Raw genomic sequence first — 25,914 nt, forward strand, 5'->3', positions numbered from 1 at the left:
ATCAAGCCATCATGACGGGCATCCATGTCGGCCGGCGCCAGATCACGCGATCACTCGCTCTGGAAATCGCCATATCCCAGCCGGTCGAGCGCGCCCTGCAGGATATAGGCGGCCGCCATCTTGTCGACGAGCTCGGCGCGCCGGGCCCGCGAGGCATCGGCCGCCAGCAGCGTCCGTGTCACCGCCGCAGTCGACATGCGCTCGTCCCAGAACACGATGGGCAGCGGCGTCTTTGGCACGAGGTTGCGCACGAAGGAGCGGGTCGATTGCGCGCGCGGCCCCTCGGTGCCGTCCATGTTCTTCGGCAGGCCGATTACCAGTGCGCCGACATCGAATTTCGCAGCGATCGCCAGCAGCGCCTCGACATCCGGGGTGAATTTGACCCGCTTGATGGTCTCGAGCGGGGTTGCGATCTGCCAGTTCACGTCCGACAGCGCCAGCCCGATGGTCTTGGTGCCAAGGTCGAGGCCCAGCAGGCGGCGGCCATTGGTCACAAGGGCGCGGAGGTCGGCAAGTTCGGTCAATGGGTCGCCCCTTCGGCTCCGTTGAGCCCTGGATGAACCGGTCTATAGTGCGCGCCCGGTCGCATCCCCATACAGGAGCCTGTCATGAAACTCACCTGGTTCGGCCATTCGGCCTTCCGCATCGAGATCGGCAAGGCCGTCGTCCTGCTCGATCCGTTCCTCACCGGCAATCCGTCGTTTACCGGCAACCGAGCCGAGGCGATCGCCGGCGCGACCCATGTGCTGCTGACGCACGGCCATTCCGACCATGTCGGCGACGCCCTGTCGATTGCCGAGGAAACCGGCGCCAAGGTCGTCACCAACTACGACCTCTGCATGTATCTCGCCGCCAAGGGCCTCAAGGCCTTCGACCCGATGAATTGCGGCGGCACCACCGACCAGGGCGATTTCACGGTCACGCTGACCAATGCGCTCCATTCCTCGTGCGACTTCCATGACGGCATCAGCCATGCGCTGGGCAATCCGAACGGGCTGATCATCAAGCAGAAGGGCGGGGTGGTGCTCTATGCGATGGGTGACACCGACATGATGCCGGACATGGGCCTGATCGCAGAATATCACAAGCCGACCCACGCGCTGGTGCCGGTCGGCGACCGTTTCACCATGGGCGGCGATGCCGCGGCCTTCGCCTGCCGCAAGTTCTTCAATTTCGACACCGTCCTGCCCTGCCACTACGCGACCTTCGGCCTGCTCGACCAGACGGCCGACAAGTTCGTCGCGGGTATGTCGGGTTCTAAGACCAGGGTCGCGGTGCCGAAGTCGGGCGACAGCGTCACGTTCTGAGGGAGTAAGGCGCCGCTGCAGCGGGATGCTTCCGTTCGTCATGGCCGGCCTTGTGCCGGCCATCCACGACTTAAAATAACGAAGGTCAGAAGGAAAAGACGTGGATGCCCGCCACAAGGGCGGGCATGACGACGATCAGTGGCAGACCTGACGGCTATTCCGTGCGTTGCCCGCCTTAGCTCAGCTCCTGAAGCCGCGCACCATGGTCATGAAGCGCACCTGTTCGGTGGCGTCGTCCTTGAACAGACCGGTGAATCCGGTGGTGACCGTCGAGACGCCCTGCTTCTGCACGCCGCGCATCGACATGCACATGTGCTCGGCCTCCACCAGCACGGCGAGGCCGCGCGGCCGCAGCGTCTCCTCGATGACGTTGGAGATCTCGGCCGTCATGTTCTCCTGCGTCTGCAGGCGGCGGGCGAAGATATCGACAACCTTGGCGAGCTTGGAGAGCCCCACCACGCCCTCGCGGGGGTAATAGGCGATATGCGCGCGGCCCATGATCGGCACGATATGGTGCTCGCAATGGGAGAAGAACGGGATGTCGCGCACCAGCACGATGTCGCCATAGCCGCCGACTTCCTCGAAGACGGTGCCGAGTTCCTTTTCCGCCGACTGGCCATAGCCGCGGAACAGGTCTTCCCAGGCCTTCGCCATGCGGCGCGGCGTATCAACCAGACCTTCGCGGTCCGGGTCGTCGCCAACCCATTCGATCAGCGTGCGGACGGCGGCCTCCGCTTCCTCGCGGGATGGGCGGCGCCGGTGCTTGACGTCGGATCCCTTGCCGACGGGAAGGGTCGTTACGACGGCGTCCATGACTCAACACTCCGAAACGGGCGGCGGGACTCTTCGCTCATAACGTCGCAGAAGCTGAACAGTTACGCGGGCGCGCGCATTTATTTGCGCGTCGGCGAACGGATCCTCCCCTACGTGAGCCCAGTCCGATCTCAGGCCGGACTTTAAGGACTACACGCGACGCATATATGATGGATGCATCTGAACGGCCCATGAACGATTGTTCATCTGGCGCCCCGCGAGGTTCTGTCCGTGATCAACGACATCTACAACCGCCGCATCCTGGAACTGGCCGCCGAAATCCCCCGTCAGGGGCGACTTGCCGCGCCGGATGCGAGTGCCACCGCCCATTCCAAGCTCTGCGGCTCGACCGTCACCATCGACCTCTCGATGGATGGCGACCGCGTCACCGATTTCGCCCATGAGGTGAAGGCCTGCGCGTTGGGGCAGGCCTCGTCCTCGATCATGGCGCGCCATGTGGTTGGCTCGACCGCGGAGGAGCTCCGCGCGCTGCGCGACACTGTCCGCCGCATGTTGAAGGAGGGCGGCAGCGCGCCCGAGGGCAAATGGGCCGATATCGCGGTCCTGGAGCCGGTGCGCGACTACAAGGCGCGCCATGCCTCCACGCTGCTGACCTTTGACGCCGTGGTCGATGCCATTGGCAAGATCGAGGCGGCGCGAGTGCAGGCTGCCGAATAGGACCGGTCAGGCCGCGGTGTGCGGCGGCGGCGCACCGCCGAACAGATCGGCCACCGTCTCCTCGGCAATGGCGAAGGAGGTCGAGGCGCCGGTGCCGCTGGTGACCATGACGAGGCGGACATTCGGTTCCGGCGCGTCGGTGAACATGACGCCCGGGCCGGAAGGATAAATGCCAGTCCAGCGCTCAGCGATCCGGCGGCCCGGCAGATCCAGCACCGCGTCGAGTTCGCCCATGATCAGGTCGTCGACGCTGGTCGGCGCGAAAGGATCGGGCGTTGGGCCGTAGTGATGGCTGTCGCCGACCACCAGCGAGCCGTCGGCCGATTGCACCGCGATCAGGTGGATGCCGTTGTCGAGCATGTCCGATCGCTCGGCCTTGAGCCGGGCTTTCAGCGGGGTGGCGGCGTCGAGATCGGCATAGCCGGCATAGCGCACCAGGCCGAAATCCGACATGACGGCCGCCCCGAGCGTCAGGGGGCGGGCAGGGGCGACGCGCATCATGTGCAGCTTGCACTTGGTGGGGCCGCGCGCCGCGATCCGATCGGCATAGAGGGTTAGGAAATCATCGTTCGGACAGACGATGACGGCGCCGGCCTCGAACACGCCCGCCGAGGTGTCGATCCGGGGCGGCTGGACGGCGGTGACCGCCACCTGCCGGCGGATCGTCACGCCATGGGCTTCTTCCAGATAGGCCGCGAGCTTGGGGATTGCGGTCCGGCTTTCGACGCGGATCTCCTCGTCGGACCAGAGCACTTCGCCAAGCGTTTCGCGGCGCAGCGCCGGCACCTTCTCCAGCGCCTCGGCGGTGGTCAGCAGCCGGCAGCGCTCTGCCATTTCGGTTGCGAGGAAGGCGGCAAGCACCTGGCGCGACTCGTCAAAGCGCGTCGCGACCGCGAGGCCCCGGTGCTCCACTGCGATCCCCGCCTTGGGCGCGATTTCCGCCCAGATGTCGCGCGAGCGTCGCGCCCGCCGCCAGGGCAGGCCGCGTTCCTGACCGGTGACGGTGACGAAGCCGAAATTGCGTACCGAGGCGCCGTTCGCCTGGGCGTCGCGGTCGAGCACGACGACCCGCAGCCCCCGCCTGGCGGCGGCAAGGGCATGGGCAAGGCCGAGAATGCCGGCACCGACAACGGCGAGATCGAAGATGTTGCTCATGCCAACCCGCTTAGCCGCGCTGCGTGACGGCTTCAACACCGCTCGCCGCTGTCATGCTAGACAACCGCCATGTCCGACCTCGACCGCCTGTTCGACGACATGCGTCCCCGCCGCTGGCCGCGGCTGATCGGGCACGGGCTCATCCGCACCTATCAGCTGACCATCTCCATGCTGGTCGGCCGCTGGTGCCGCCACATGCCGACCTGCTCGGCCTATATGGACGAGGCCATGCTGCGCCACGGCTTCTGGGCCGGCGGCTGGATGGGCGCTGCCAGGCTCTGCCGCTGCCATCCGCTGGGCACTGGCGGCATCGACAACCCGCCGACCGCTTTGCCGAGCAACGCCCGTTGGTTCCTGCCCTGGCGCTATGGCACCTGGCGCTGGAACCGCGGCGGACCGGTCTGCGAACCCCTCAGAAATCCGGATCCTTTGTGACCAGGCCATAGGTCTCCATCAGGCCGCGGGTCGGATAGAACGGCTCGTAGCGGTCGCCGTCGAGATAGACCGACAGCGTCGGGTCGAGCCCCATTTCAGTCAGATAGGCGCGCACGCGCTCCAGGGCCGCTCCGATCAGGCGGGCGCGCAGCGCATCGGGCAATTCGCCGCCGGCCTGATGCTTGAAGTCCACCGGTGCGATCGAGATCGTGGCGCCGGGCGCCGCCGACCGGTTCACACCCGCCGCCAGCAGGTAGAAGCAGGCGGCGTGACAATCGCCATCCATCGTGAGTGCGGGCATCTCGCCCGAGCGGTCCGTGCGGGCGACGATCGTGTCGAGGCCGGCGCGCCGCACGATACGGCCGAGCGCCAGCGTCACGTCGACGATCCCACCCTGCGAGTGGATGACCAGTGGCGGCCGGGCGCCGCCCAATTGCCGCGCGAAGGCGTCGAACGCGACCACGGTCCCCGGCAGCACGACGCCCTCCGCGACGATCCAGCTGGAACATCCGGGGCCGCAGGCATCCGCCGTCCCGGTGATCAGAGTGAAGGTCATGGCGACCGGCAGAGCGGGCGCCGGCGGCGCGGGCAGCGCGTTCTGCTGCTGGGCCAGCGCTCCACCCAGCCCGGCAAGGAGCGCGATCAGCAGCGGCAGGGCGGCGCGAGTCGTCATGCCCCGCACTCTAGGGGTTCGGCGGCGGCGCCGGAACGGCGTGGAAGTTCGGATGGAGCCGTGCGCGCCGCCGATTGCCCTTGGCGTCCCGGTCGGTTATTCCGGCGCCTCGGCCCTTGCGGGATGCTGCTTGTTCGTGCGCGGCAAGTCCTCTGACGGCCGTTCAACCCTGAAGACCAACCCCTTACCTGCTCTGTCGGCAGGAGTGAGCGGAGAGACCCAAAATGCCCGTCCTGACCTTCCCTGATGGCGCCAGCCGCACCTACGATGCCGGAATGAGCGGCCTCGATGTCGCCAAGGCCATCGCCCCCTCGCTTGCCAAGCGTTCCATTGCCGTGAAGCTCGATGGTGTCGTCACCGACATCACCGATCCGATCCTGCATGACGCGAAGATCGAATTCCTCACCCGCGAGAGCGCGGAAGCCCTCGAGCTGATCCGTCACGACGCCGCCCATGTGATGGCGGAAGCGGTGCAGAAGCTGTGGCCGGGCACCCAGGTGACCATCGGCCCGGTGATCGAGAACGGCTTCTACTATGATTTCTTCCGCGCCGAGCCGTTCACGCCCGATGATTTCGCGGCGATCGAGGCCGAGATGCGCAAGATCATCCAGGCCAACAAGCCCTTCACCAAGCGCGTCGTGTCGCGCGAGGAGGCCATGCAGATCTTCCGCGACAAGGGCGAGGCCTTCAAGGTCGAGCTCGTCGAGGCGATCCCGGGCAACCAGGACATCAAGCTCTACGACCAGGGCGGCTGGTTCGACCTCTGCCGCGGGCCGCACATGGCCTCCACGGGCCAGATCGGGAATTCCTTCAAGCTGATGAAGGTTGCCGGCGCCTATTGGCGTGGCGATTCCAACAATCCGATGCTGACGCGCATCTACGCCACCGCCTGGCGCACCGACGACGAGCTCAAGGCCTATACCCACATGCTGGAAGAGGCCGAGAAGCGGGATCACCGCAAGCTTGGCCGGGAACTCGACCTGTTCCACTTCCAGGAGGAAGGGCCGGGCGTCGTGTTCTGGCATCCCAAGGGCTGGTCGATGTTCCAGACGCTGGTGGCCTATATGCGCCGCCGCCTTGCCGAACACGGCTATGACGAGGTCAACGCGCCGCAGTTGCTCGACAAGTCGCTATGGGAGACCTCGGGTCACTGGGGCTGGTATCGCGAGGCCATGTTCGCGGCCCAGTCGGCCGGCGACGAGGCCGAGGACAAGCGCTGGTTCGCCCTCAAGCCGATGAACTGCCCGGGCCATGTGCAGATCTTCAAGCACGGCCTGAAGTCCTATCGCGACCTGCCGATGAAGCTTGCCGAATTCGGTGCGGTCCATCGCTACGAGCCGTCGGGCGCGCTTCACGGTCTGATGCGCGTGCGCGGCTTCACCCAGGACGACGCGCATGTGTTCTGCACCGACGAGCACATGGCCTCCGAGTGCATCCGCATCAACGACCTGATCCTGACGACCTATGCCGATTTCGGCTTCGACGAGATCGTGGTGAAACTGTCCACGCGCCCTGAAAAGCGCGTTGGCACCGATGCGATGTGGGATCGCGCCGAAAGCGTGATGAGCGAGGTCCTTCAGACCATCGCCGACCAGTCGGGCGGACGGATCAAGACCGCGATCAATCCGGGCGAGGGCGCCTTCTATGGCCCGAAGTTCGAATATGTGCTGCGCGACGCCATCGGCCGCGACTGGCAGTGCGGCACGACCCAGGTCGATTTCAACCTGCCGGAACGCTTCGGCGCCTTCTATATCGGCTCGGACGGCGAGAAGACCACGCCGGTGATGATCCATCGCGCCATCTGCGGCTCGATGGAGCGGTTCATCGGCATTCTCATCGAGAATTTCGCCGGTCATTTCCCGCTCTGGTTCGCACCGAAGCAGGCGGTGATCTGTCCGATCACCTCCGAGGCCGACGATTACGGCACCGAAGTGCTGGCGGCCTGCCGGAAGGCTGGGCTCCGGGTCGATGCGGATCTTCGCAACGAAAAGATCTCCTACAAGGTGCGCGAGCACTCGCTGCAGAAGATCCCGGTCATCATCGCGGTCGGCAAGAAGGAAGCGGCCGAGCGGACCGTCTCCATCCGACGCCTGGGAAGCCAGGCGCAGGAGACCATGACCCTCGACGCCCTGATCGCGACACTGGTGGAAGAGGCCCTGCCGCCGGATGTGAGGCGCAAGCGCGGGAATTGAGGCTGGGTCGCAGCGACGTCTTGGGGGGGCTCTGTTCTTTTGCCCAGTCCTCTCCATCGTCATGGCCGGGCTTGTCCCGGCCATCCACGCCTTCAATGGAGCGTCTCGTATAGGTCCGTCCAATCGGGATTGATCGCCATGATTGTGCGAACTTTCCAAGCGCGAGGCCATCGTTTCATCGAGGTCTCACGTTGGATGGCATCGCGGATGTCGTCGAAGCGCTCAAACCAGACCAGGTGCTTGAGACGATGGCGCCGTGTGAAGCCCGGTAGTGTTCCCTCACGATGCTCAAAGCATCTGCGCGACAAGTCACTGGTCACGCCAAGATAGAGCGTCCCATTGGGCCGATTGGTCATGATGTAAACCCAGCCGCCGCGCTCCACCGCGTCCCTCCGCCGACTTCGCGAAAAGCGGCTTCAGCATGCAAGACGTGGATGCCCGCCACAAGGGCGGGCATGACGCGGAGGGTTGGTGACCAAGCGGGGGCGTTGCTGACGCGCGAAGCAGCCAGGGCGCCATAGTGTCGGACGACCACGCTTGAGTTCAATCCTATCCACCGTCATGGCCGGGCTTGTCCCAGCCATCGACGCCTTTGCTTCTGTGGGCAGGTTTGAGACGTGGCTACGCCCCACGAGGGCGGGCATGACGGGGAGGGAGCGCGGCGAACGAAGCTGGCGCCTACCGCGCCACGACCTCGATCTGCAGGTCCTTGCCGGCTTCCACCTGGAACTTCCGGTTGAACACGCGGCCCTCGTGGCGGGCGATGGCGAGATATTCGCCTTCCTGCAGCACCATCTGCGGATAGGCGCCGATCGATTCCTTGATCACGTCGCCGCCTGGCGTCAGCACGGTCCAGGCGGCATTGCCGATTGGCTCGCCGCCCTCGCGGCCCTGTACCAGCCGGAGGCTGATATTGGCGGCGCGGTGATGGATGGTCGCATCCGTCACCTGGCCCGCGCGGATGCGAATGTCGGCGCGGATCAAGGCATTGGCGTCGCCATAGACCGAGACCACGTGATAGGTGCCCTCGGGCAGCGCGATCAGGTCGCCGGCCGGAGCCTGGCGCATGACGAGCTTGGGCTCACCGCCCTCGAACAGGCCGCCGGAAAAGATGTCGAACGACAGGCGGGCATTGCCAATGCCACGGTCACCGACCTTGCCGGCCAGCCGCAGCGCGCCCGCATTCATGGCAACCGTATCGCGGAACGGCTGGGTGCCGATCTCCATCCGCCTGGCGATGGCATAGGTGCCATAGGCGGCATGCAGGATATAGCCGCCGGGCCTGAGCGCGAAGGTCGGCGCGGCGTCGCGCGATTCGGCGACCAGCGCGAAGGCGCCATCGGCTTCGGGCCGGTCGGAAAACACCCGCCAATAGAGCCCGTCGCGGATATATTGGCCGTTGGCTCCGAATTTGGCGTCGAGGGCCACCGGCGTCCGGTCGGTGAATTGCGGCGTCACCGCATTGGGCCGAGGTTGCGTGCCCGGCAACATCAGCGCCGGGTTGGTGCCGGTCTGCGGTGCAAAGGGCAGGGCGGTGTCCGGCAGGGAGAAGAAGGGAGCCGCGGCTCCGCCCGGCGTGTGACGGCGCCGGCGCAGCGGTTCATTGACCAGCGGCGCCAGTTCGTTGCGGTTTTCCTGGGTCAGCGGCCGTCCGACGCGATTGGAAAAGGGGTCTCTGTCCTGCGCGACCGCAGGCAAGGCGGCGGCGACTAGCGCGGCGGCCATGACGAGACGGAAAAGGCGAAGCGGTGCCGGAGCCATGGCGCGAACATCTCGCGGTGGAATGTGGCCTTTTTGGTGCCTTGGCTCCAAGGAGGCAAGCGCAAAGCGCCACGCACCCAACTGTGAGCATCCGCCCCCTTGGCGAGGCGCGGGAAGACACGTAGGGGAAGGACGCAGATGAGAGACCGCACATGAGCCGCAATGCCTTGCTGACCGACTATCTGAAGACCCGCCGTTCCGTGCCGTTTCCGCTGATGGCGGAGCCCGGCCCCGATGCCGCGACACTGGCCGAGATGCTCGAGATCGCCGCGCGCGTGCCGGATCACGGCAAGCTCGCGCCCTGGCGATTCCTGATCATCGATCGCGCTGCCGGCGCGAAGCTCGCCGACAGGCTGGAAATGCTGGTGCGCGAGAAGGACCCGGAGGCCGACGCCAAGCGGATCGAGATGGAGCGCGGCCGGTTCACCCGCGCGCCGGTCTGCGTCGCCGTGATCTCACGTGCCGGTCCCCATGTGAAAATCCCCGAATGGGAGCAGGTGCTCTCGGCCGGCGCGGTCTGTCTCAACCTGCTGCATGCCGCCGTCGGCTTCGGCTTCGGCGGCAATTGGGTCACCGAATGGTGCGCCTATGACCGCCGCTTCCTCGATAGTCTCGGGCTCGCGCCGGATGAGAAGCTCGCCGGTTTCGTCCATCTGGGAGCCCCCACCGCCAAGGCCGAAGACCGGGTGCGCCCGGACATGGCCGCCATCACCTCCCGTCTCGAGATCTGAGCACCCCCCATGCATTACAATGTCACCGCCGCCGATCATGGCCTGCCGCACGACCCGTTCAAGGCGCTGGTGGCGCCGCGCCCCATCGGCTGGATCACGGCGATGGACGGCCAGGGCCGGCTCAATTGCTCGCCCTATTCGTTCTTCAATGCCATTTCCGACCGGCCGCACATGGTTGCCTTCGGCAGCGGCGGCGTGAAGGACGCCCAGGCTTTCATCGAGGAGACCGGTGAATTCACCTGCTCGATGGTGACCTGGGATCTGCGCGACGAGATGAACAAGACCTCCGCGCCTTTGCCACGCGGCGAGAGCGAATTCGCCTTCGCAGGCCTTGAGACGGCGCCGTCGTCATTCGTCAAGCCGCCGCGCGTCAAGGCGTCGCCTGCGGCGCTGGAGTGCAAGTGGCTGCAGACCGTGCCGCTCGTGTCGCTCGAAGGCCTCCAGCCCTATTCGCTGATCATCGGCCAGGTTGTCGGCATCTATATCGATGACGCCTTCATCAAGGACGGCCAGGTCGATACCGCCGCCATGGGGCCGATCATGCGCGCCGGCTACGACCAGTATTTCAAGGTCGGTCCCGACCAGATGTTCCGCATGACGCGGCCGCCGGGCGGCGGCAATTTCAACGAGCGCCGCTGACGCTTCTCACGCTCCGGCGCGCGCCAGCAGACGCTCGGCGCGCGTCAGGTGAGGGCGGTCGAACATCTCGCCGCCAATATTGACGACCCCGGCGCTTGGCTGGGCGGCAAACGCCGCCACCACCGCGCGGGCCTCCGCGATCGCCTCGGGCGTCGGGGTGAACACGGCGTTGATGATGGGCACCTGCGCCGGGTGGATCGCCATCTTGGCGAGAAACCCGTCACGGCGGGCTTCCTCGCATTCGATCCTCAGGCCCTCCGAATCGCGAAACGCCGGAAAGACCGTGTCGATCGGCTGGACGCCAGCTGCGACCGCGCCGAACAGGCAGAGCGAGCGCGCCATCCGGAATGGCTCGGTGTGGCGGCCATCGGTGCCGCGATTGGTCTCCGAGCCGATATCGGCCGAGAGATCCTCCGCCCCCCATGTCAGGCCCGACAGCCTTGGGCTTGATCCCTGGTAGCTGCCGAGGCCGAAGATCGCCTTCGCCGTCTCGGTCGCCACGACCAGGATCTTGATCGCGCCGTCATCTAGGCCGTGGATCGCCTCCTGCACCGTCAGCTTGGCGTCGAGCAGCGTGACGTCGGCGCCCTTTTCCGATTTCGGCAGCATGATCGCATCGGGCCTCGCCCCGACCACCGCCTCGAGATCGGCATCGGTCAGCCCGGTATCGAGCGCATTGACCCTGACCATCAGGAGCGGCCGGTCGGTCCGGCCGGCATGGGCGGCGAGGAACGCGCGGGCGGTCTCGCGGGCCAGCGGCTTGTTGGCCAGGCTGACCGAATCCTCGATGTCGAGGATCAGCGCGTCGGCACCCGATTCCAGCCCCTTGGCGAGCTTCTTCTCCGAATCGGCTGGAACGAACAGCAGCGAGCGCATCGGGTCAGGCCGGCTTCTTGAGAACGAGAGACTGGCGCGTGCATTCCGCCACCAGCTTGTCGTTCTGGTTAAAGGCGCGGTGATGGAACTCGATCACGCCCATGGTCGGGCGCGACTTGGAGTCGCGCTTGGCCGTCACCGTGCTCTCGCAGCGCACCGTGTCGTTCTCGAACAGGGGATGGGGGAACTTGACATCGGTCATGCCGAGATTGGCGAACAGCGTGCCGTTGGTCGTGTCAGGCACGGAAATGCCGATCATCAGGCCGAGCGTGAACAGCGAGTTCATCAAGGGCTGGCCCCATTCGGAGGCCTCCGAGAACTGGCGGTCGATGTGCAGCGGCTGCGGGTTCATCGTCATGTTCGAGAACAGGACATTGTCCATCTGGGTCACCGAACGGGTGAAGCGATGGCGGATCAACTGGCCGACTTCGAAATCGTCGAAATAGATGCCGCCGCGCGGGTGGCGCATGGCGTCGGTGATGAGCGTGGTCTGGGTCATGTCAGTCTCTGCAGAAGGCCGCGTTACGAATTCATTTACCATAATGAACGAGGATGAATCGTGGAGGTTTTCCTCCGGGGTCCAGCCAGAATGAATCTCTTCAGTTCGATCGCCGAACCGCAGAGCCGCCCGACATCCGCGGCGGAAGCGGGGGTGAATCGTGTTCTGGGCGCGATCCAGACCGCTGCCGAGAAGACCGGCGCGAGCTTCTCATATCTGCTGCGCACGGCTCAGCGCGAGTCGAGCCTCCAGCCGGCCGCGCAGGCATCGACTTCGTCGGCCCGTGGCCTCTACCAGTTCATCGATTCAACCTGGCTCACCATGATGCGCGACGAGGGCCGCAATCTCGGCCTGTCCGCCGTTGCCTCGCAGATCGGCTCCAACGCCAGCGGTCAGCCGGTGGTGGCCGATGCCTCCACCCGCCAGCAGATCCTCGCGCTGCGCGACGATCCGCAGGTTGCCGCCCTCATGGCCGGCGCACTCACCAACCGCAATGCCCAGAGCCTTCGCTCCGCCACCGGCCGCGATCCGACCGAAGGCGAGCTCTACATGGCGCATTTCCTCGGGTCGGCGGGCGCTGCCAGACTGATCAGCCTCAATGAGACCAATCCCCAGGGGACGGCGGCGCGCGCCTTCCCGGAGGCGGCAAGCGCCAATCGCCGCATTTTCTTCGATCAGGGTCGGCCGCGCACGGTGTCGGAGGTCTATTCGGTTCTCGCCGGGGGGCAGTCGAGCACAGTCGCCGCTTCGTCCGGGACGACCCAGACGCCCGCGACCAGCGGGCAGGCGGCCACCACCGCGACGACCGCAGCCCGCAGCGCCGTCCAGACCGATCCGGATCCGGGCTCCTGGTCGCCGGTAGCGCGCATCAATGCCGACCCGAACAAGCCGTTCCACTCGATGTTCTCGGGCAATGGCGGTCCGATCAACGCCTTCGTCGCGGCAACCTGGGCATCGCTCGGCCGCAGCAATGCCCAGCAGCCGTCGGTCGCCGTGCCGACCGCGCTGAGCAGCAGCCAGACAAGCGCATCGACGACCAGCACGGCTTCACTCGGGGGGGCCTCCTCGATCGGAACCGCAGCCTCGATCGCCAATGCCACGACCGCCACCGCCGTTGGTGGCCCCTACCTGCCGGTCCGGGTCTATCAGCAGGCCCGCTCAACCCCCCTCGATCTCTCGCAGTTCCTGCGCGCGCAGAGCAGCCGCTGAGCCGCGGCTCCCGGAAAAAATCCCTTAAAGGTCATGGTGAACGCTTTGTTAAGGCAGGCCCGGTTAGCCTTGCCCTGTGATGGCGTTCTGCCATCGCCTGGTGTCTCCCGCGTGGTTTATTCGATCCCATGATCGTGCGTCATTTCCTCAGGTGGATTCAGACCGCGCCGGCCGGTGACCGCGCGGATGCGACATCGGCGCTTGCGCGCGCCTTTCTCCATTCCGATCTGTCGGGCGACGATGCGGCCGCCACCGAAGCCGCTATGATCGTGCTGCTGGATGATCCCTCGCCGCTGGTGCGCCGCGCCCTTGCCGACGCGCTGGCAACCTCGGAAGAGGCGCCCCACACGGTTTTGGCCGGCCTCCTGCAGGACCAGCCCGAGATCGCCTCGATCGTCGCGCGCTACTCGCCACTGCTGATGGATGCCGAGCTGGTCGATCTTGTCGGCGCCGGCGAACCTCTCGTCCAATACGCCATTGCCCGGCGGGCCCATGTGCCGCCGCCGGTCGCCGCCGCCCTCGCCGAGGTCGGTTGCCTTGAGGCGTGCCTGGCCGTTGTCTCGCTCGACAGCGTGGAGGTCCCGGCCTTCTCGGTCGACCGGATCGTCGAGCGCTTCGGCGACCATGCCGATATCCGCGAAGCGCTGTTTGCCCGCGAGGACCTGTCGCCGGGCGCCCGCCAGGCGCTGGTGGTCAAGCTGTCCAAGGCGCTGTCGAGCTTCGTTGCCGGCCGCGCCTGGCTTGGCGCCGACCGTGCCGAGCGGATCGTCAAGGAAGCCGCCGAGAAGGCGACCGTGGCCATTGCCTGCGGTGCAGAACATGATCTCAGCCCGCTGGTCCGCCATCTGCGCAAGTCCGGCCAGTTGACCACCGGTCTTGTGCTGCGGGCACTGCTGTCGGGCCATGTCCGGCTGTTCGAGGAGGCGCTGGGCGAACTGTCCGGATTTGGCGTCAGGCGTGCGAGTGGCCTCATCCACGATCGCCGCGGTGCCGGCTTCCGGGCCCTCTACGATCAGGCCAAGCTCCCCGCCGCCGCCTATCCGGCCTTCCGGGCAGCGCTCGACGCCTGGCATGCGGATGGCGGCTTCAGCCTCAGGGGCGGGGATTCGCAACTTCGCCGCCGCATGGTCGAGCGGGTCCTCACCGCCTATGCGCCGCTTGCCGAGGGCGATCTCGACCAATTGCTCGCGCTGCTCCGCCGTTTCGCGGCCGAGGCTGCCCGCGACGAGGCGCGCGCCTTCACGCGCGACCTGATCGCCGGCAATGACGCTGTCGATGACGAGGATCTGGCGTTTCCGCTGGTGGCAGCCGCCTGAGGCGGGGCTGCCAACGTTTGCCGCAAGCGGTGTCCGGCCTAGCTGGGAGCGAGCGGCGGTGAGCCGGTAAGAGCCACGAGTGCGTCCGATGTCACCGAGACAAGCCGGTCACGCAGGGCAAGCGCAATCGGATGATTGTCGCCCTTGGCGCTTTCACGCACGATGGCGCGGATGGCATCCACATGCTGAAGCACAAGGCTGACCGGCACCCGGTCGGTCTCTGGAATGCCGTCGAGCAGCCCGCACAGGCTGTCAGCGATATGGCCGGCCAGCGGATAGCCGAAGGTCGCCGCTTCGCCCTTGATGTCATGTGAAGCGGTGTAGACTGCCGCGCGTATCGCGGCCGTCATGCCGTTCGCGGCATCGTCGCGGGCCGCGACCAGGCGGGCAACTTCCATGTCCATCCAGCTGTCGAACTCGCTCGACAACTCGGCAAGGGCTGCTTCCGCCCGCTCGATCGCGTCAAAATCGATCCCGCCCGAGCTATCGTCCCCGGTGTCCATCTTGCGGGCAAAATTGCGCAATGTGTGGCTTGGCGTGATGACCTCGTGATCGAGAAAGCCCTTCACATCGGCTTCATCGAGCTTCTTGGTCGGGCGTTTGGCGCCTGGCGACTTGCTCACCGGGATGTCCTCATGACGAGCTCTTGGTCTTGTCCAGCAGCGGCTGGACCTTGATCATCTCGGCCTTCTCGCCCTTGCGGCGCTCGGGGCCGACATAGCTGGAATGGTGGTTGCGGCGCCGGCAGGGGCCGAAGAAGGTCTTGGTCTTGATGAACGGGCGCGGATTGACCACGACGTTCAGAATGCGCTGGTAGAGCGCCTTGGCCGAGATCGGCTTGGCGAGGAATTCGGTGACCCCCGCATCGCGCGCTTCCAGCACTCGCTTCTTCTCCGAATGGCCGGTCAGCATGATGATGGCCACGTAAGGATTGGCATTGGCGCCGGGCTGGCGGATCATGCTGGTCAGTTCAAGACCATCGAAGATCGGCATCGCCCAGTCGGTGATGACGATGTCTGGCATGTAGTGCGTGAAGCCTTCAAGCCCGGCCGCGCCGTCTTCCGCTTCGTAAACCTCACGCGCGCCGAAGCCATGGAGCAGCGTTCGCACGATCCGGCGCATGTGCGCGTTATCGTCGATCACCAGGAATCGCAGGCGGTTGAAGTCGATGCGGATCATCGATTCTGATGCTACCGGCGTCCTGTTAACGAAGCGCTAAGGCTGATGGCAGATTGGCGATCTGCCGCAAGGTCACTCGCCGAATTGCTCGCGCAGAATCCGTTCGTCGAGCGAATGGCCCGGGTCGTGCAGCAGGACCATCGAGCGCGTGCGGTCCATCACGATGTCGACCTGCGCCACGTCGCGCACTTCGAAATGGTCGGCAGTGGCACTGACCGGCCGCTTCGGCGCTTCGAGCACTTCGATGCGCACCGGCACCCGGTCGGGCAGCAGCGCCCCGCGCCAGCGCCGGGGGCGGAACGGCGAGATCGGGGTGAGGGCGAGGAGAGGGGTGTTCAAGGGCAGGATCGGGCCATTGGCCGACAGGTTGTAGGCGGTCGAGCCGGCGGGCGTCGCCACCAGTAGGCCGTCGCAGGTCAGTTCGCCCATGCGTTCATGGTTGTCGACCAGGATGCGCAGCTTGGCCGCCTGGAACGACTGACGCAGCAGCGAGACCTCGTTGATCGCCAGCGCAAAGCTCTTCTCGCCGTGGATATCGACCGTGGTCATGGCGAGGGGATGGATCACCGATCGCTCGGCGTTCCAGATGCGCTCGACCAGCGCATCCTCCGCGAACTCGTTCATGAGGAAGCCGACCGAGCCGCGGTTCATGCCGTAGATCGGTTTGCCGGTGTCGATGAACCTGTGCAGCGTCTGCAGCATCAGGCCATCGCCACCTAGCGCCACCACCACGTCGGCATCGTCCGGCTCGACCGCGCCATAGCGCAGGGACAGCCGCTCTAGCGCCTCTTCGGCATCCCGCGCTGTCGATGCGACGAAGGCGATCTTGTTCGGATCTGGACGGAGGTCCTGCATGAAGGCCATCGGGCGAGACGTAAGGGAAAAGGTGTCGCCCGGAGGACGCCGGACGACATCGTGCTGGTCTGTGCTGTGGCGGCGACCCTCGGCGAGGCCGCGCCCATTGTCCAGCGGGTGATTGGCTCAGGCCACGGGGCCTGCGTCAACCACCTTGAGAGGGATCGGAAAGTCGGCTGACCGGTCTTAGCCGCGGCCGACGAAGGGCATGTCGTTCGCCATGACGGTCATGGTCAGCACGTTCACGTCGAGCGGCAGATTGGCAACATGGACCACCGCGTCGGCCACGTGCTTGACGTCCATGCGGGGCTCGACCTTCACGGAGAAATCGGCCTGCAGCACGCCATTGGTCATCCGCTCGGTCATTTCGGTGGCGGCATTGCCGACATCGATCTGCGAGCAGACGATCCGGTCGGCGCGTCCATCGAGCGAGATCGCCTTGGTCAGGCCGAGCACGGCGTGCTTGGTGGCGGTATAGGGCGCCGAATAGGGGCGGGGGGCATAGGCCGAGATCGAGCCATTGTTGATGATGCGGCCACCCTTCGGGTTCTGCACGCGCATCATTTTCATTGCCTCGCGGGCGCACAGGAACGAGCCCGTGAGATTGACATCGACCACCTGGCGCCACTTCTCGATCGGCAGCTCGTCGAGCGGTACAGCCTGGGCGCCCATGCCGGCATTGTTGAACAGAACGTCGATCCGGCCGTACTTGTCCTTCACCGCCTTGAATAGGGCGGCGACCGAGGCCTCATCCGAGACGTCGGTCGGAACCGCGATCACCGTTCCGCCGGTGGCAGCGGCCACGGTCTTGTCGAGCTCGTCCTTGCGGCGGCCCGCGACGAACACGGCGTAGCCGGCCTTGGCAAGCGCCAGCGCCGACGCCCGCCCGATGCCCGAACCTGCTCCCGTGACCACGGCAATGCGCTGCGACATGATAGTCCTCCCATGACGGTCCTCGACCGTCCGATTTGATTGGGCCGCAGACTGTCGCAAAGCCGCGCGCCTGTCGACAGGCGCGCGGCATCGCAGCGATGCGAAACGTTTGAAATTGGTCTAGCGGCTCATTCGCCGCCGAGCTTCACCCGCATGCCGGCATAAACGGCGGCGCCTGGCGACTGGTAGCCGTAGACCTGCTGGTAGCGCTGCCCGAGGAGGTTCTCGCCGCGGATATAGGCGGTGGCGTTGCGGGTCACGTCATAGCTCAGCTGGGCGCTGACCAGGGTGTAGGAGCCAAGCGTCACGTCAGTGGTGGCGAACGGGCCGAAGAAGCGGTCGCGCATCGGGCCGTTATGCGACAACCCCATGGTGAAGCGGGCGCGGTTCTCGGCGAACAGCGCGGTCGCCGACAGGCTGCCCGCGTGCTTCGGCCGGCGCAAGGCTTCCTTGAAATTGTAGCCGCCGAGGCCATCGCCCTCGGCGCTGCGGGTGTCGGTATAGGTGTAGGACGCCGTGACGCTCAGCCAGTCGAAGGGCTTGGCGGTCGCTGTCGCCTCGATGCCCTGGCGCGACGTGCCGAAGGGCAGGTTGGTGACCGTCGTGCCGGAGCCGACGATCTCGTTTTGCAGGCTGGCGCGGAAATAGGTGAGGTCGGTGACGAAGCGGCCGCCGAACCAGCGCTGTTCGATGCCGGCATCCCAGCCGATCGAGCTTTCCGGCGTCAGATTGGGATTGCCGACGAAAGTGTTGGAGAAGCCGAACTGCTCGAAGAAGGTGGGATTGGTGACGCCCTTGCCGATGGAGGCGTGGAGCTTGGTGCCCGTCCCGAAGGTCTGCGCCGCGGTCAGGCGCCAGGTGAGCGCATTGCGGAACGACGAGTTCCAGTCGTTGCGCAGCGCCGCCGACACCGAGAACCCGGTATTGAGCGCCAGCAGATACTCGCCATAGAGGCCCTTGCGCTCGCGGAACTGGCCGGCACCGGCATAGCCATTGTTCACATAGGGCCCGAAGAAGCCGTCGCTCTCGTAATAGTAGCGGAAATGTTCGCGCGAGAAATCGGCTCCGCCGACCACCGTGTGCTTGGCGCCGAGGAAGCTCGGCGTGTCGAACGTGTAGGCGGTGCGATATTCGGCGCGGTTGCGCTGGGTCGCCGACCAGAATGTCTGGCTCTCCAGGAAGCCGAAGTCGCTGGTATAGGAATCGCGAGCATTGGTCGTCTGCTGCGAGGAATCGGCCGAGAAGCGATGCGTCCAGGCGCCGTCGAGCAGCTTGAAAGTGCCCACGATGCGGCCCTGCGTGTCATTGGCGACATTGCGGCCAATCCCGTTGGCCAGGAATCCGTAGTTCGGATCGGCCACGAAGCCTGGCCCGAAGGCCGTGTTGCTCGGATTGTAGAACCCCGTGCGGCTGACCATCCGGAGCGTGCCCTCCAGGTTGAACCAGTCGGAGAGATCGACGCCGAGACGGGCATTGAGCGAGCCCATCTCCGAACCATTCGGGCGCGTCGTGCCCGGCGCGACGACGGTGCCGCCGGAGCGGAGACCGGAGATGGTCAGCGCGCCATAGAACGGGCCCTGCGCGCCGCGCACGCCGACCGACCCCTGCACCGTGCCGAACGAGCCGCCCTCGATACGGGCCGTCATCTCGGGCTTCGCCATGCCACGTCCGGATTTGGTGGTGATCGAAATCACGCCGGCCTGGGCGTTGGGACCCCAGATGCCGGATTGCGGGCCGCGGATCACCTCGATCCGCTCGATCGAGTCGACCGGCAGGTTGGCGAGATCGGCATCGCCGGAATTGACGTCATTGATCGGCATGCCGTCGACGACGACGAGCGTGTGATTGGCTTCCGCGCCGCGCACGCGCGTCTGGGTCAGGCCGCCACGGCCGCCGGACTGGTTGACCGCGAGGCCCGGGACCAGACGCAGCAGGTCGGGAACCGAGCTCGCTCCCTGGTTGCGGATGTCCTGCTCGGTGATGACCGTCACCGAGGAGCCGACGCGGGCCGAATCGATCGGCACGAGGCTCGCGCCATAGACCGTGATGTCGGGCAGGGCGGTCGGAGCCGTGCGGGATGCATCCTGCGCCAGCGCGGGAAGAGAAACGAAGGCTGAGGAGATTGTCAGAATCGAGAGAATGCGGCGCGACATGGCGACCTCCGCTGGGATCACACGGGAATCGCGGAGGCCTGTTCGGCCCAAATCTGAGCGTGGAAGCTCCGCGACGGCTCGGTGTCACGGAAAAGCGGATGACCGCTCCCGAACGCGCCATCCCGCACGTACGGATAGTGACGTCGCGCCGGCCGGTCTCCTGGCTTGCGGGTCGTCGCCGGCGCTCCGCCTTCCCGAGAGCCATGATGGCCGTCAGTGGCATTTGTGGAGCCGGCTCGCCGCTTACAGTTGCGGGGGCAGCTGCGGACTAGCGCTCATGCCCCGGAGGGGCGCTCGCGCTCACCGCATTCCCGTGGCCGATCCGTATCCGGAGCGGCCGCCGTCGCGAGGCCGGCAAAATGCGGCGAGAAGGCGGCAGATGTCAATCGGTCGCAGGGCGTGATCCCAAAGAAGAACCCGCTCCCCTGGGCAGGAGAGCGGGTCTGGAGCGATGTCGTTCAGGCGCCAGGGCGCTGGATCAGATGGCCGGCGTCCACTGCAGCGGCACCAGCTGGTAGCCCGTGCCGTCCTTGACGATGTGGCCGGCTGCCGGGAACGGCGCATGATAGAAATGCACCTGCGTCTTTTCGGTCGCAGCCATGTCGAGCATGCGGCGGCGGGTCGCCCGCGCCATGTCCGCATCCTGATCGAACACCGCCGACCAGTCGGGATGGCGCACGAACAGGGCCGGATGATTGGTCACATCCGACATGTTCAGAAGCTTGGCATTGCCGGACGCGATGACAAAGGCCGTGTGGCCCGGCGAATGGCCGAAGGCCGCAACCGAGGTGATGCCCGGCGCCACTTCCACGCCCGGATTGTACTTCTTCACCTGGGCTTCGATCGGCTTGAACACCCGGCGGACATTCTGGAACGCGCCGCGCATGGCTTCCGGCGCCTGGTTCATACGCTCGTCCGACATCCAGAACGCCCATTCAGGTGCGGGCACCTGAACCTCGGCATTCGGGAACTGGGCCGTGCCGTCGCGCAGGCGGATGCCGTTGATGTGGTCGCCGTGGAAATGGCTGATGACGACCGTGTCGACCTTGGCGGGGTCGAAGCCGGCGGCCTTGAAATTGGTCATCCAGACCCGCGAGGTCGGCGCGCCGGAATCGCCGTTGCCGGTATCGATCACCACGGTCTTGCCGCCGGTCTGCACCACCAGGGTGTTGAACGGAATCGGCAGGGCGGTGGTCGGCAGGAAGGCCGCGCTCATCGCCTGCTGGACGGCGGGCAATTGGGCGTTGCGCACGAAGCCTTCCAGCGGGCGCATGGCGAAGCCGTCGTTGATCGCGGTGACGGTGATGCTGCCGACCTTGTAGCGGTAGAAGCCGGGCGCCTGGGTGGCGGCCGCGGCGGCAGGGGCCGCGGGGGCAGCCGGCGCGGCTGGCGTGGTCTGGGCCTGGGCCTCGAGGCCTGCGACGAGGGCAGGCGCGGCGAGCGCGGCGGCGCCGGCGGCCAGGGCGTGACGGCGGGAGAGAACGGTCATGGAAGCCTCCGGGTGCACGGCAGGCAGGGCCTGCCGAAAGAATTGTTGGCGACGCTGTTACGAGCGCAAGCGGCTGGGAGATTGCGACGAACCCCGCCCGCTGTCCCTATCCGTAACGGCACGTAACGCAGTTGTGAATATGCGCCGGGAAAGGCGAAAAAATGGTGCCGGCGGAGAGGATCGAACTCCCGACCTTCGGTTTACAAAACCGCTGCACTACCGCTGTGCTACGCCGGCCCTGCGACACTGAAAGCCAGTGTCACGTCGGTATCCGTCAGGACCAGGCGCGGGATGCGCGCAGGATGCGGACGGCCTATCAGGCTCCAGTCCACCGTTCGTCGTCTGCGCGACATGCGGCGTGGCCCTCAGCCCATCGCCTAGCAATGGCAGCCGCCCGATGCAAGAGCACAGGGGCGCGATGCCGGTCCATCCCTCGGTCTGAGGACAAAAGAAAAGCGCCGGGGCGAACCCCGGCGCTTCGTTGTGTCAGGCCTGTGGGCCTGGGAGTTCAGCTGCCGAAGCCGTTACCCTGCGGCCACTCGGCCTGATAACCGGACTGGCTGGCCGGTGCGGCCGGACGCGACACGTTGCGCAGCGTGAATTCGCGCGGCGACGACACGTTGGTCACGGCCTGTTCGGCAGTGACCGGGCTCGAGAAGCTGCCGGCTTCCTGGGCCATGGCGGCCGAGCCGAGGGCGAGGGGAGCAAGCAGCGAGGCAGCAAGGATGATCTTCTTCATGGTCGTCATTCCATCTTCAAAACCGGCGCGGGAGGGACACTGGCTGGCCGGGGACTTTGAGTTCGGTGTCGGCGGGAGGTGTCCGCCGTCGACGTCCCTGAGATGGACCTCTCTTCGATCACATGCCAATCACGAAAATGAGAAAATGCAAGCAAATGAGACGTTAAAGGATTGCGGAATTGCACAATCGCACGGATGTGATCATTGATCGCGCCGCCGTGAAGCGCTGAGCACTGGCGGTGTCTGACAAAAAGAAAGCGCCGGGGGAGGGCCCCCGGCGCTTGTGGTCTTCGGATCGGAGATGGCGCTTACTTGTTGCCGTCGTAGGTGAAGATGTCGCGATCCTTGGTCTCGGGCACGAACAGGAGGCCGATGACGAAGGTCATCATGGCGATCACGATCGGGTACCAGAGGCCGTAGTAGATGTCGCCGGTTGCGGCCACCATGGCGAAGGAGGTGGCCGGCAGCAGGCCGCCGAACCAGCCGTTGCCGATATGGTAGGGCAGCGACATGGCGGTGTAGCGGATGCGGGTGGGGAACAGTTCCACCAGCGCCGCGGCGATCGGGCCGTAGACCATCGTCACGTAGATGACGAGGACCGTCAGGATGCCGATGATCCACAGCGAGCGGCCGCTGAACAGGGCGGAGAAGAAGCCGTTGACCTTGATGATCTGGGCATCGCCCGGAGCCGGGTAGCCGGCGGCCTGGGTGGCGCGACCGAGATTGGCGGCAAACTGCGCGTCGATCGCGATCGGCGTGCCGTTGACCGTGACGGCTGCGGCGGAACCCGCCGGGCCATTGGCGAAGTCATACTTGATGGCGGCATTGGCGAGCGCCACGCGGGACACGTCGCAAGGTGCGGTGAACACGCGGGTACCAACCGGGTTGAACACGTTGCCGCAGCCGGCCGGATCGGCGGTGAGCACCACCTTCACCGTGTCATGCGCCTTGGCGAGCGTCGGGTTGGCTGCCTTGGTGAGGGCACCGAACAGCGGGAAGAAGGTGACGGCGGCGATAAGGCAGCCGGCGAGGATGATCGGCTTGCGGCCGATCTTGTCGGACAGTGCACCGAACACGATGAAGAAGCCGGTGCCGAGGATCAGCGACCATGCGATCAGCACGTTGGCGGTGAACAGGTCGACCTTAAGGATGCTCTGCAAGAAGAACAGCGCGTAGAACTGGCCGGTGTACCAGACCACGGCCTGGCCGGCGGTGAGGCCGAACAGCGCGAGCAGCGCGATCTTGGCGTTCTTCCACTGACCGAAGGCTTCCGACAGCGGCGCCTTCGAGCCGGTGCCCTCGGCCTTCATCTTCTGGAAGGCCGGGCTCTCGTTCATCTGGAGACGGATCCAGACGGAGATGGCGAGCAGGAAGATCGACAGGAGGAACGGAATGCGCCAGCCCCAGGAAGCAAATTCCGCTTCGCCGAGATAGAGGCGGATGGTCAGGATGACCAGCAGCGAGAGAAGCAGGCCGACGGTGGCCGTCGTCTGGATCCATGACGTGTAGAAGCCGCGGCGGCCGGCAGGGGCGTGCTCGGCAACGTAGACGGCAGCGCCGCCATATTCACCACCGAGAGCCAGACCCTGAAGCATGCGCAGAGCGATCAGGATGACGGGCGCGAGCCAGCCGATGGTGGCATAGGAGGGCAACAGGCCGACCAGGAAGGTCGAGGTGCCCATGATCAGGATGGTGACGAGGAAGGTGTACTTGCGGCCAACCATGTCGCCAAGGCGGCCGAACACCAGAGCGCCGAAAGGGCGGACCAGGAAGCCGGCGGCGAAGGCCAGCAGCGCGAAGATGGCGCGGGTATTGGTATCGAACGGCGCGAAGAACTGGGCGCCGATCATCGCGGCCAGCGAGCCGTAGAGATAGAAGTCATACCATTCGAAGACGGTACCGAGGGAAGAGGCGAGAATCACCCGCTTCTCTTCCGGCGACATGGGGCGAGGCGCTGCTGCAGCTCCCGCAGATGAGCTCATTGACATGGGTCTTATCCTTCCTTGGGCCCAGAACGCGTGCCCCGCCTGATGGGGAGCCGCTGTTGTTGCTTTTGGTCGCGATCCAGTCGTGATTGCGACGAGTTGTCACGGATATTCCAGTGAAGCGGTGATGTCGCTTGGACAAACGTCGATAAGACTTTTGTCGCATGGCCACCGACCCGGCAAAGAAAACGCCGTTCGACCGGGGCGCGGTCGAACGGCGGAGAGGTTTGGGCATGCGGAAGTGGGTGGCCTCGCCCTTTGGGATAGACGAGGCCGCCGGTCGTCAGGTCCGGTCGTTGTCGGAGAAGATGTCCTTGTCCTTGTTTTCGGGCACGAACAACACGCCGATGACAACCGTCATCATCGCGATCACGATCGGATACCAGAGGCCGAAATAGATGTTTCCGGACTGGGCGATCATGGCGAAGGCGGTCGCCGGCATGAGCCCACCGAACCAGCCATTGCCGATATGGTAGGGCAGGGACATGCCGGTATAGCGGATACGCGTGGGGAACAGTTCGACCAGGGCCGCGGCGATCGGGCCGTAGACCATGGTCACCAGAACCACGAGATAGGTGAGCACGAGGACCAGCGGAAAGACCTGCTTGTTGAAGAGGTCGAAGAAGTGATTCATCCGCACGGTTGTCGGGTTGGCGGCCCCGGGCGGGGGATAGCCATTGGCCGCGAGCGCCGCATTCACGGTGCGCGTGAATTCGGCCGGCACGGTGCGCGCGGCATCGCCGCTCAGCGATCCGGCATCATAGGCGGTCACTTCGGTCGAACCGATGCGGATCTTGGTGATCGCGCCCTTCGGCGCATTCTCGACCGTGTAGTTCACCGAGGAGCGGGCAAGCTGCGCCTTGGCGATGTCGCAGGACGAGGTGAACCGGGCCGTTCCCGTCGGGTTGAACTGGAACGAGCACTGGTCCTTGTCTGCGACCACGACGACATTGGTCTTCTCATGGGCGGCGTGCAGGGCCGGATTGGCCGTGGCCGTGATGAACTTGAAGACCGGGAAATAGGTCGCCGCGGCCAGGATGCAGCCGGCGAGGATGATCGGCTTGCGGCCGATGCGGTCGGACAGCGAGCCGAACACGATGAAGCCGCCGGTGCCGAGGATGAGCGACCAGGCGATCAGCACATTGGCCGTGTACATGTCGACGCGCAGGATCGATTGCAGGAAGAACAGCGCGTAGAACTGGCCCGTGTACCAGACGACAGCCTGGCCGGCGACGAGGCCGAGCAGGGCGATGACCGCGAATTTCGCGTTCTTCCACTGGCCGAAGGCTTCCGAAAGCGGCGCCTTGGACTGGGTGCCTTCCGACTTCATCTTCTGGAAGGCCGGGCTCTCTTCCATCTGCAGCCGGATATAGAGCGAAATGCCGAGCAGGAAGATCGAGAGCAGGAACGGCACGCGCCAACCCCAGGCGGCGAAGGCTGCCTCGCCGGTCCACGAGCGAACGGCCAGGATCACCATCAGCGACAGCAGCAGGCCGAGCGTCGCGGTGGTCTGAATCCAGGACGTGTAGTAGCCGCGGCGGTTGTTGGGCGCGTGTTCCGCCACATAGACGACGGCGCCGCCATATTCGCCGCCCAGCGCCAGACCCTGCAGCATGCGCAGGATGATGAGCGTGACCGGAGCGATCCAGCCGATCGTCTCATAGCTGGGCAGCAGGCCGACCACGAAGGTCGAGATGCCCATGATGAGGATGGTCATCAGGAACGTGTATTTCCGGCCAACGATATCGCCAAGTCGTCCAAAGAAAAGCGCGCCGAACGGCCGAACCAGGAAGCCGGCCGCGAATGCCAGAAGCGCAAACACATTGCGCGTCGCTTCGGGGAATGATGAGAAAAATTGTGCGCCGATAATGGCTGCGAGAGATCCGTAAAGATAGAAATCATACCATTCAAAAATAGTACCCGCCGAGGAGGCCAGGATAACCTTGCGCTCCTCCTTGGTCATGGGTCGTCTGCGTTCGGCAATCACTGTCGTTGACGTCATGGCTGTTCCCTCCAGAGCCGTTGCGCCCTTTGATCGCTCGTCAGTTGGCAATCTTCAGGTACGTAAGGGTATCTGCGTATTTAAGAAAAGCGTCGCTGACAAGTGAAGTGCAATGTCCGGGTTGTTGTGCCGGTGGACCGCGATAAAATTTGAAAAATCCGAGATTTCAATCTGATATGACGTCGCAATGTGGCACAATGTCGCAAATATACTGGACGTTGCAGTGGCGCGGCAGCTCGTCGCGCTACTTTTGTCTTAATGACACATGCATCATGTGAAAAACGAGGCCGCCGCC

Annotated in this window: 25 protein-coding genes, 1 tRNA gene and 1 riboswitch; of the genes, 8 read left to right on the forward strand and 18 right to left on the reverse strand. The window is 65.3% G+C overall.

Going from position 1 to position 25,914, the window contains the following annotated elements; all coding sequences use genetic code 11:
* Positions 1–50 precede the first annotated feature (50 nt).
* Positions 51–524 carry a Holliday junction resolvase RuvX gene (gene ruvX / locus E8L99_RS15435; RefSeq protein ID WP_137100387.1) on the reverse strand — a complete coding sequence of 158 codons (474 nt, stop codon included), beginning with the start codon at positions 522–524 and terminating at the stop codon, positions 51–53.
* Positions 525–608: 84 nt separating this feature from the next.
* Here ruvX and E8L99_RS15440 point away from each other — a divergent pair, with 84 nt between their 5' ends.
* Positions 609–1,307: a metal-dependent hydrolase gene (locus tag E8L99_RS15440; RefSeq protein ID WP_137100388.1), complete on the forward strand. Its 699-nt coding sequence runs from the start codon at positions 609–611 to the stop codon at positions 1,305–1,307.
* Between the two features lie 180 nt (positions 1,308–1,487).
* On the opposite strand, the gene folE is transcribed toward E8L99_RS15440, so the two are convergent.
* Positions 1,488–2,120, reverse strand: coding sequence for a GTP cyclohydrolase I FolE (gene folE / locus E8L99_RS15445; protein ID WP_137100389.1), 633 nt, complete (start codon positions 2,118–2,120; stop codon positions 1,488–1,490).
* A gap of 231 nt (positions 2,121–2,351) precedes the next feature.
* Between folE and E8L99_RS15450 the strand changes: the two genes are divergently transcribed.
* Positions 2,352–2,798: an iron-sulfur cluster assembly scaffold protein gene (locus tag E8L99_RS15450; RefSeq protein WP_137100390.1), complete on the forward strand. Its 447-nt coding sequence runs from the start codon at positions 2,352–2,354 to the stop codon at positions 2,796–2,798.
* Positions 2,799–2,804: 6 nt separating this feature from the next.
* Here the strand turns inward: E8L99_RS15450 and E8L99_RS15455 are convergent, their stop codons facing one another.
* Positions 2,805–3,953 (reverse strand): TIGR03364 family FAD-dependent oxidoreductase, encoded by a 1,149-nt coding sequence (locus tag E8L99_RS15455; RefSeq protein ID WP_137100391.1) that lies wholly within the window; start codon positions 3,951–3,953, stop codon positions 2,805–2,807.
* A gap of 69 nt (positions 3,954–4,022) precedes the next feature.
* Here E8L99_RS15455 and yidD point away from each other — a divergent pair, with 69 nt between their 5' ends.
* Positions 4,023–4,388, forward strand: coding sequence for a membrane protein insertion efficiency factor YidD (gene yidD, locus E8L99_RS15460; RefSeq protein ID WP_391527451.1), 366 nt, complete (start codon positions 4,023–4,025; stop codon positions 4,386–4,388).
* On the opposite strand, the gene E8L99_RS15465 is transcribed toward yidD, so the two are convergent.
* Complete coding sequence (locus tag E8L99_RS15465; RefSeq protein ID WP_137100392.1) at positions 4,366–5,061, reverse strand: COG3904 family protein; 696 nt, start codon at positions 5,059–5,061, stop codon at positions 4,366–4,368. The genes yidD and E8L99_RS15465 overlap by 23 nt on opposite strands.
* Before the next feature lie 224 nt (positions 5,062–5,285).
* Between E8L99_RS15465 and thrS the strand changes: the two genes are divergently transcribed.
* Positions 5,286–7,253 (forward strand): threonine--tRNA ligase, encoded by a 1,968-nt coding sequence (thrS, locus tag E8L99_RS15470; RefSeq protein WP_137100393.1) that lies wholly within the window; start codon positions 5,286–5,288, stop codon positions 7,251–7,253.
* A 92-nt stretch (positions 7,254–7,345) separates the two neighbouring features.
* On the opposite strand, the gene E8L99_RS15475 is transcribed toward thrS, so the two are convergent.
* A complete protein-coding gene (locus E8L99_RS15475) occupies positions 7,346–7,636 on the reverse strand; it encodes a GIY-YIG nuclease family protein (protein WP_391527452.1) in 291 nt (96 codons plus the stop codon).
* Positions 7,637–7,931: 295 nt separating this feature from the next.
* Positions 7,932–9,014: a hypothetical protein gene (locus E8L99_RS15480; protein WP_137100395.1), complete on the reverse strand. Its 1,083-nt coding sequence runs from the start codon at positions 9,012–9,014 to the stop codon at positions 7,932–7,934.
* Between the two features lie 152 nt (positions 9,015–9,166).
* Between E8L99_RS15480 and E8L99_RS15485 the strand changes: the two genes are divergently transcribed.
* The gene (locus E8L99_RS15485) at positions 9,167–9,745 is read left to right on the forward strand and encodes a nitroreductase family protein (RefSeq protein ID WP_137100396.1); all 579 of its coding nucleotides are present in this window, start codon (positions 9,167–9,169) and stop codon (positions 9,743–9,745) included.
* A 9-nt stretch (positions 9,746–9,754) separates the two neighbouring features.
* Positions 9,755–10,384, forward strand: coding sequence for a flavin reductase family protein (locus tag E8L99_RS15490; protein WP_137100397.1), 630 nt, complete (start codon positions 9,755–9,757; stop codon positions 10,382–10,384).
* Between the two features lie 6 nt (positions 10,385–10,390).
* Here E8L99_RS15490 and E8L99_RS15495 read toward each other — a convergent pair whose 3' ends face one another.
* Positions 10,391–11,260 (reverse strand): HpcH/HpaI aldolase/citrate lyase family protein, encoded by an 870-nt coding sequence (locus E8L99_RS15495; RefSeq protein WP_137100398.1) that lies wholly within the window; start codon positions 11,258–11,260, stop codon positions 10,391–10,393.
* Positions 11,261–11,264: 4 nt separating this feature from the next.
* The gene (locus tag E8L99_RS15500; protein ID WP_252511126.1) at positions 11,265–11,759 is read right to left on the reverse strand and encodes a MaoC family dehydratase; all 495 of its coding nucleotides are present in this window, start codon (positions 11,757–11,759) and stop codon (positions 11,265–11,267) included.
* Between the two features lie 153 nt (positions 11,760–11,912).
* On the opposite strand from E8L99_RS15500, the gene E8L99_RS15505 reads away from it, so the two are divergent.
* Positions 11,913–12,968 (forward strand): transglycosylase SLT domain-containing protein, encoded by a 1,056-nt coding sequence (locus E8L99_RS15505; protein WP_137100399.1) that lies wholly within the window; start codon positions 11,913–11,915, stop codon positions 12,966–12,968.
* Positions 12,969–13,096: 128 nt separating this feature from the next.
* Positions 13,097–14,284 carry a DUF2336 domain-containing protein gene (locus tag E8L99_RS15510; protein ID WP_137100400.1) on the forward strand — a complete coding sequence of 396 codons (1,188 nt, stop codon included), beginning with the start codon at positions 13,097–13,099 and terminating at the stop codon, positions 14,282–14,284.
* A gap of 38 nt (positions 14,285–14,322) precedes the next feature.
* On the opposite strand, the gene E8L99_RS15515 is transcribed toward E8L99_RS15510, so the two are convergent.
* The 10 genes from E8L99_RS15515 to E8L99_RS15560 all read right to left on the reverse strand — a co-directional run bounded on the left by E8L99_RS15515 (position 14,323) and on the right by E8L99_RS15560 (position 25,580).
* On the reverse strand, positions 14,323–14,907 hold the full coding sequence (locus tag E8L99_RS15515) for an Hpt domain-containing protein (protein WP_137100401.1): 585 nt from the start codon (positions 14,905–14,907) through the stop codon (positions 14,323–14,325).
* A gap of 10 nt (positions 14,908–14,917) precedes the next feature.
* On the reverse strand, positions 14,918–15,463 hold the full coding sequence (locus E8L99_RS15520; RefSeq protein WP_137100402.1) for a response regulator: 546 nt from the start codon (positions 15,461–15,463) through the stop codon (positions 14,918–14,920).
* Positions 15,464–15,535: 72 nt separating this feature from the next.
* Positions 15,536–16,318: an NAD kinase gene (locus E8L99_RS15525; protein ID WP_137100403.1), complete on the reverse strand. Its 783-nt coding sequence runs from the start codon at positions 16,316–16,318 to the stop codon at positions 15,536–15,538.
* A gap of 186 nt (positions 16,319–16,504) precedes the next feature.
* Complete coding sequence (locus E8L99_RS15530) at positions 16,505–17,251, reverse strand: SDR family oxidoreductase (RefSeq protein ID WP_137100404.1); 747 nt, start codon at positions 17,249–17,251, stop codon at positions 16,505–16,507.
* Positions 17,252–17,379: 128 nt separating this feature from the next.
* Entirely contained in the window at positions 17,380–19,404 is a 2,025-nt protein-coding gene (locus E8L99_RS15535) for a TonB-dependent receptor plug domain-containing protein (RefSeq protein WP_137100405.1), read from the reverse strand.
* Positions 19,405–19,537: 133 nt separating this feature from the next.
* Positions 19,538–19,764: riboswitch (cobalamin riboswitch) on the reverse strand.
* A 118-nt stretch (positions 19,765–19,882) separates the two neighbouring features.
* On the reverse strand, positions 19,883–20,893 hold the full coding sequence (locus tag E8L99_RS15540; RefSeq protein WP_137100406.1) for an MBL fold metallo-hydrolase: 1,011 nt from the start codon (positions 20,891–20,893) through the stop codon (positions 19,883–19,885).
* A 162-nt stretch (positions 20,894–21,055) separates the two neighbouring features.
* A tRNA-Thr gene (locus E8L99_RS15545) sits at positions 21,056–21,130 on the reverse strand.
* A gap of 271 nt (positions 21,131–21,401) precedes the next feature.
* Entirely contained in the window at positions 21,402–21,632 is a 231-nt protein-coding gene (locus E8L99_RS15550; RefSeq protein ID WP_137100407.1) for a hypothetical protein, read from the reverse strand.
* 308 nt (positions 21,633–21,940) lie between these two features.
* Complete coding sequence (locus E8L99_RS15555; protein ID WP_391527494.1) at positions 21,941–23,614, reverse strand: MFS transporter; 1,674 nt, start codon at positions 23,612–23,614, stop codon at positions 21,941–21,943.
* A 286-nt stretch (positions 23,615–23,900) separates the two neighbouring features.
* A complete protein-coding gene (locus tag E8L99_RS15560) occupies positions 23,901–25,580 on the reverse strand; it encodes an MFS transporter (protein ID WP_137102143.1) in 1,680 nt (559 codons plus the stop codon).
* Positions 25,581–25,914 lie beyond the last annotated feature (334 nt).

The organism is Phreatobacter aquaticus, from assembly GCF_005160265.1.
Taxonomy (GTDB): domain Bacteria; phylum Pseudomonadota; class Alphaproteobacteria; order Rhizobiales; family Phreatobacteraceae; genus Phreatobacter; species Phreatobacter aquaticus.

Bases quoted from the DNA above. Each gene is read 5' to 3' on its own strand.
- yidD (WP_391527451.1), top strand. From the start codon at position 4,023: ATGTCCGACCTCGACCGCCTGTTCGACGACATGCGTCCCCGCCGCTGG.
- E8L99_RS15455 (WP_137100391.1), bottom strand. From the start codon at position 3,953: ATGAGCAACATCTTCGATCTCGCCGTTGTCGGTGCCGGCATTCTCGGC.
- E8L99_RS15520 (WP_137100402.1), bottom strand. From the start codon at position 15,463: ATGATCCGCATCGACTTCAACCGCCTGCGATTCCTGGTGATCGACGAT.
- folE (WP_137100389.1), bottom strand. From the start codon at position 2,120: ATGGACGCCGTCGTAACGACCCTTCCCGTCGGCAAGGGATCCGACGTC.
- E8L99_RS15540 (WP_137100406.1), bottom strand. From the start codon at position 20,893: ATGACCGTTCTCTCCCGCCGTCACGCCCTGGCCGCCGGCGCCGCCGCG.
- E8L99_RS15495 (WP_137100398.1), bottom strand. From the start codon at position 11,260: ATGCGCTCGCTGCTGTTCGTTCCAGCCGATTCGGAGAAGAAGCTCGCC.
- E8L99_RS15490 (WP_137100397.1), top strand. From the start codon at position 9,755: ATGCATTACAATGTCACCGCCGCCGATCATGGCCTGCCGCACGACCCG.
- E8L99_RS15510 (WP_137100400.1), top strand. From the start codon at position 13,097: ATGATCGTGCGTCATTTCCTCAGGTGGATTCAGACCGCGCCGGCCGGT.
- E8L99_RS15480 (WP_137100395.1), bottom strand. From the start codon at position 9,014: ATGGCTCCGGCACCGCTTCGCCTTTTCCGTCTCGTCATGGCCGCCGCG.
- E8L99_RS15440 (WP_137100388.1), top strand. From the start codon at position 609: ATGAAACTCACCTGGTTCGGCCATTCGGCCTTCCGCATCGAGATCGGC.
- E8L99_RS15555 (WP_391527494.1), bottom strand. From the start codon at position 23,614: ATGAGCTCATCTGCGGGAGCTGCAGCAGCGCCTCGCCCCATGTCGCCG.
- thrS (WP_137100393.1), top strand. From the start codon at position 5,286: ATGCCCGTCCTGACCTTCCCTGATGGCGCCAGCCGCACCTACGATGCC.
- E8L99_RS15500 (WP_252511126.1), bottom strand. From the start codon at position 11,759: ATGACCCAGACCACGCTCATCACCGACGCCATGCGCCACCCGCGCGGC.
- E8L99_RS15525 (WP_137100403.1), bottom strand. From the start codon at position 16,318: ATGCAGGACCTCCGTCCAGATCCGAACAAGATCGCCTTCGTCGCATCG.
- E8L99_RS15530 (WP_137100404.1), bottom strand. From the start codon at position 17,251: ATGTCGCAGCGCATTGCCGTGGTCACGGGAGCAGGTTCGGGCATCGGG.
- E8L99_RS15550 (WP_137100407.1), bottom strand. From the start codon at position 21,632: ATGAAGAAGATCATCCTTGCTGCCTCGCTGCTTGCTCCCCTCGCCCTC.
- E8L99_RS15485 (WP_137100396.1), top strand. From the start codon at position 9,167: ATGAGCCGCAATGCCTTGCTGACCGACTATCTGAAGACCCGCCGTTCC.
- E8L99_RS15560 (WP_137102143.1), bottom strand. From the start codon at position 25,580: ATGACCAAGGAGGAGCGCAAGGTTATCCTGGCCTCCTCGGCGGGTACT.
- E8L99_RS15465 (WP_137100392.1), bottom strand. From the start codon at position 5,061: ATGACGACTCGCGCCGCCCTGCCGCTGCTGATCGCGCTCCTTGCCGGG.
- E8L99_RS15535 (WP_137100405.1), bottom strand. From the start codon at position 19,404: ATGTCGCGCCGCATTCTCTCGATTCTGACAATCTCCTCAGCCTTCGTT.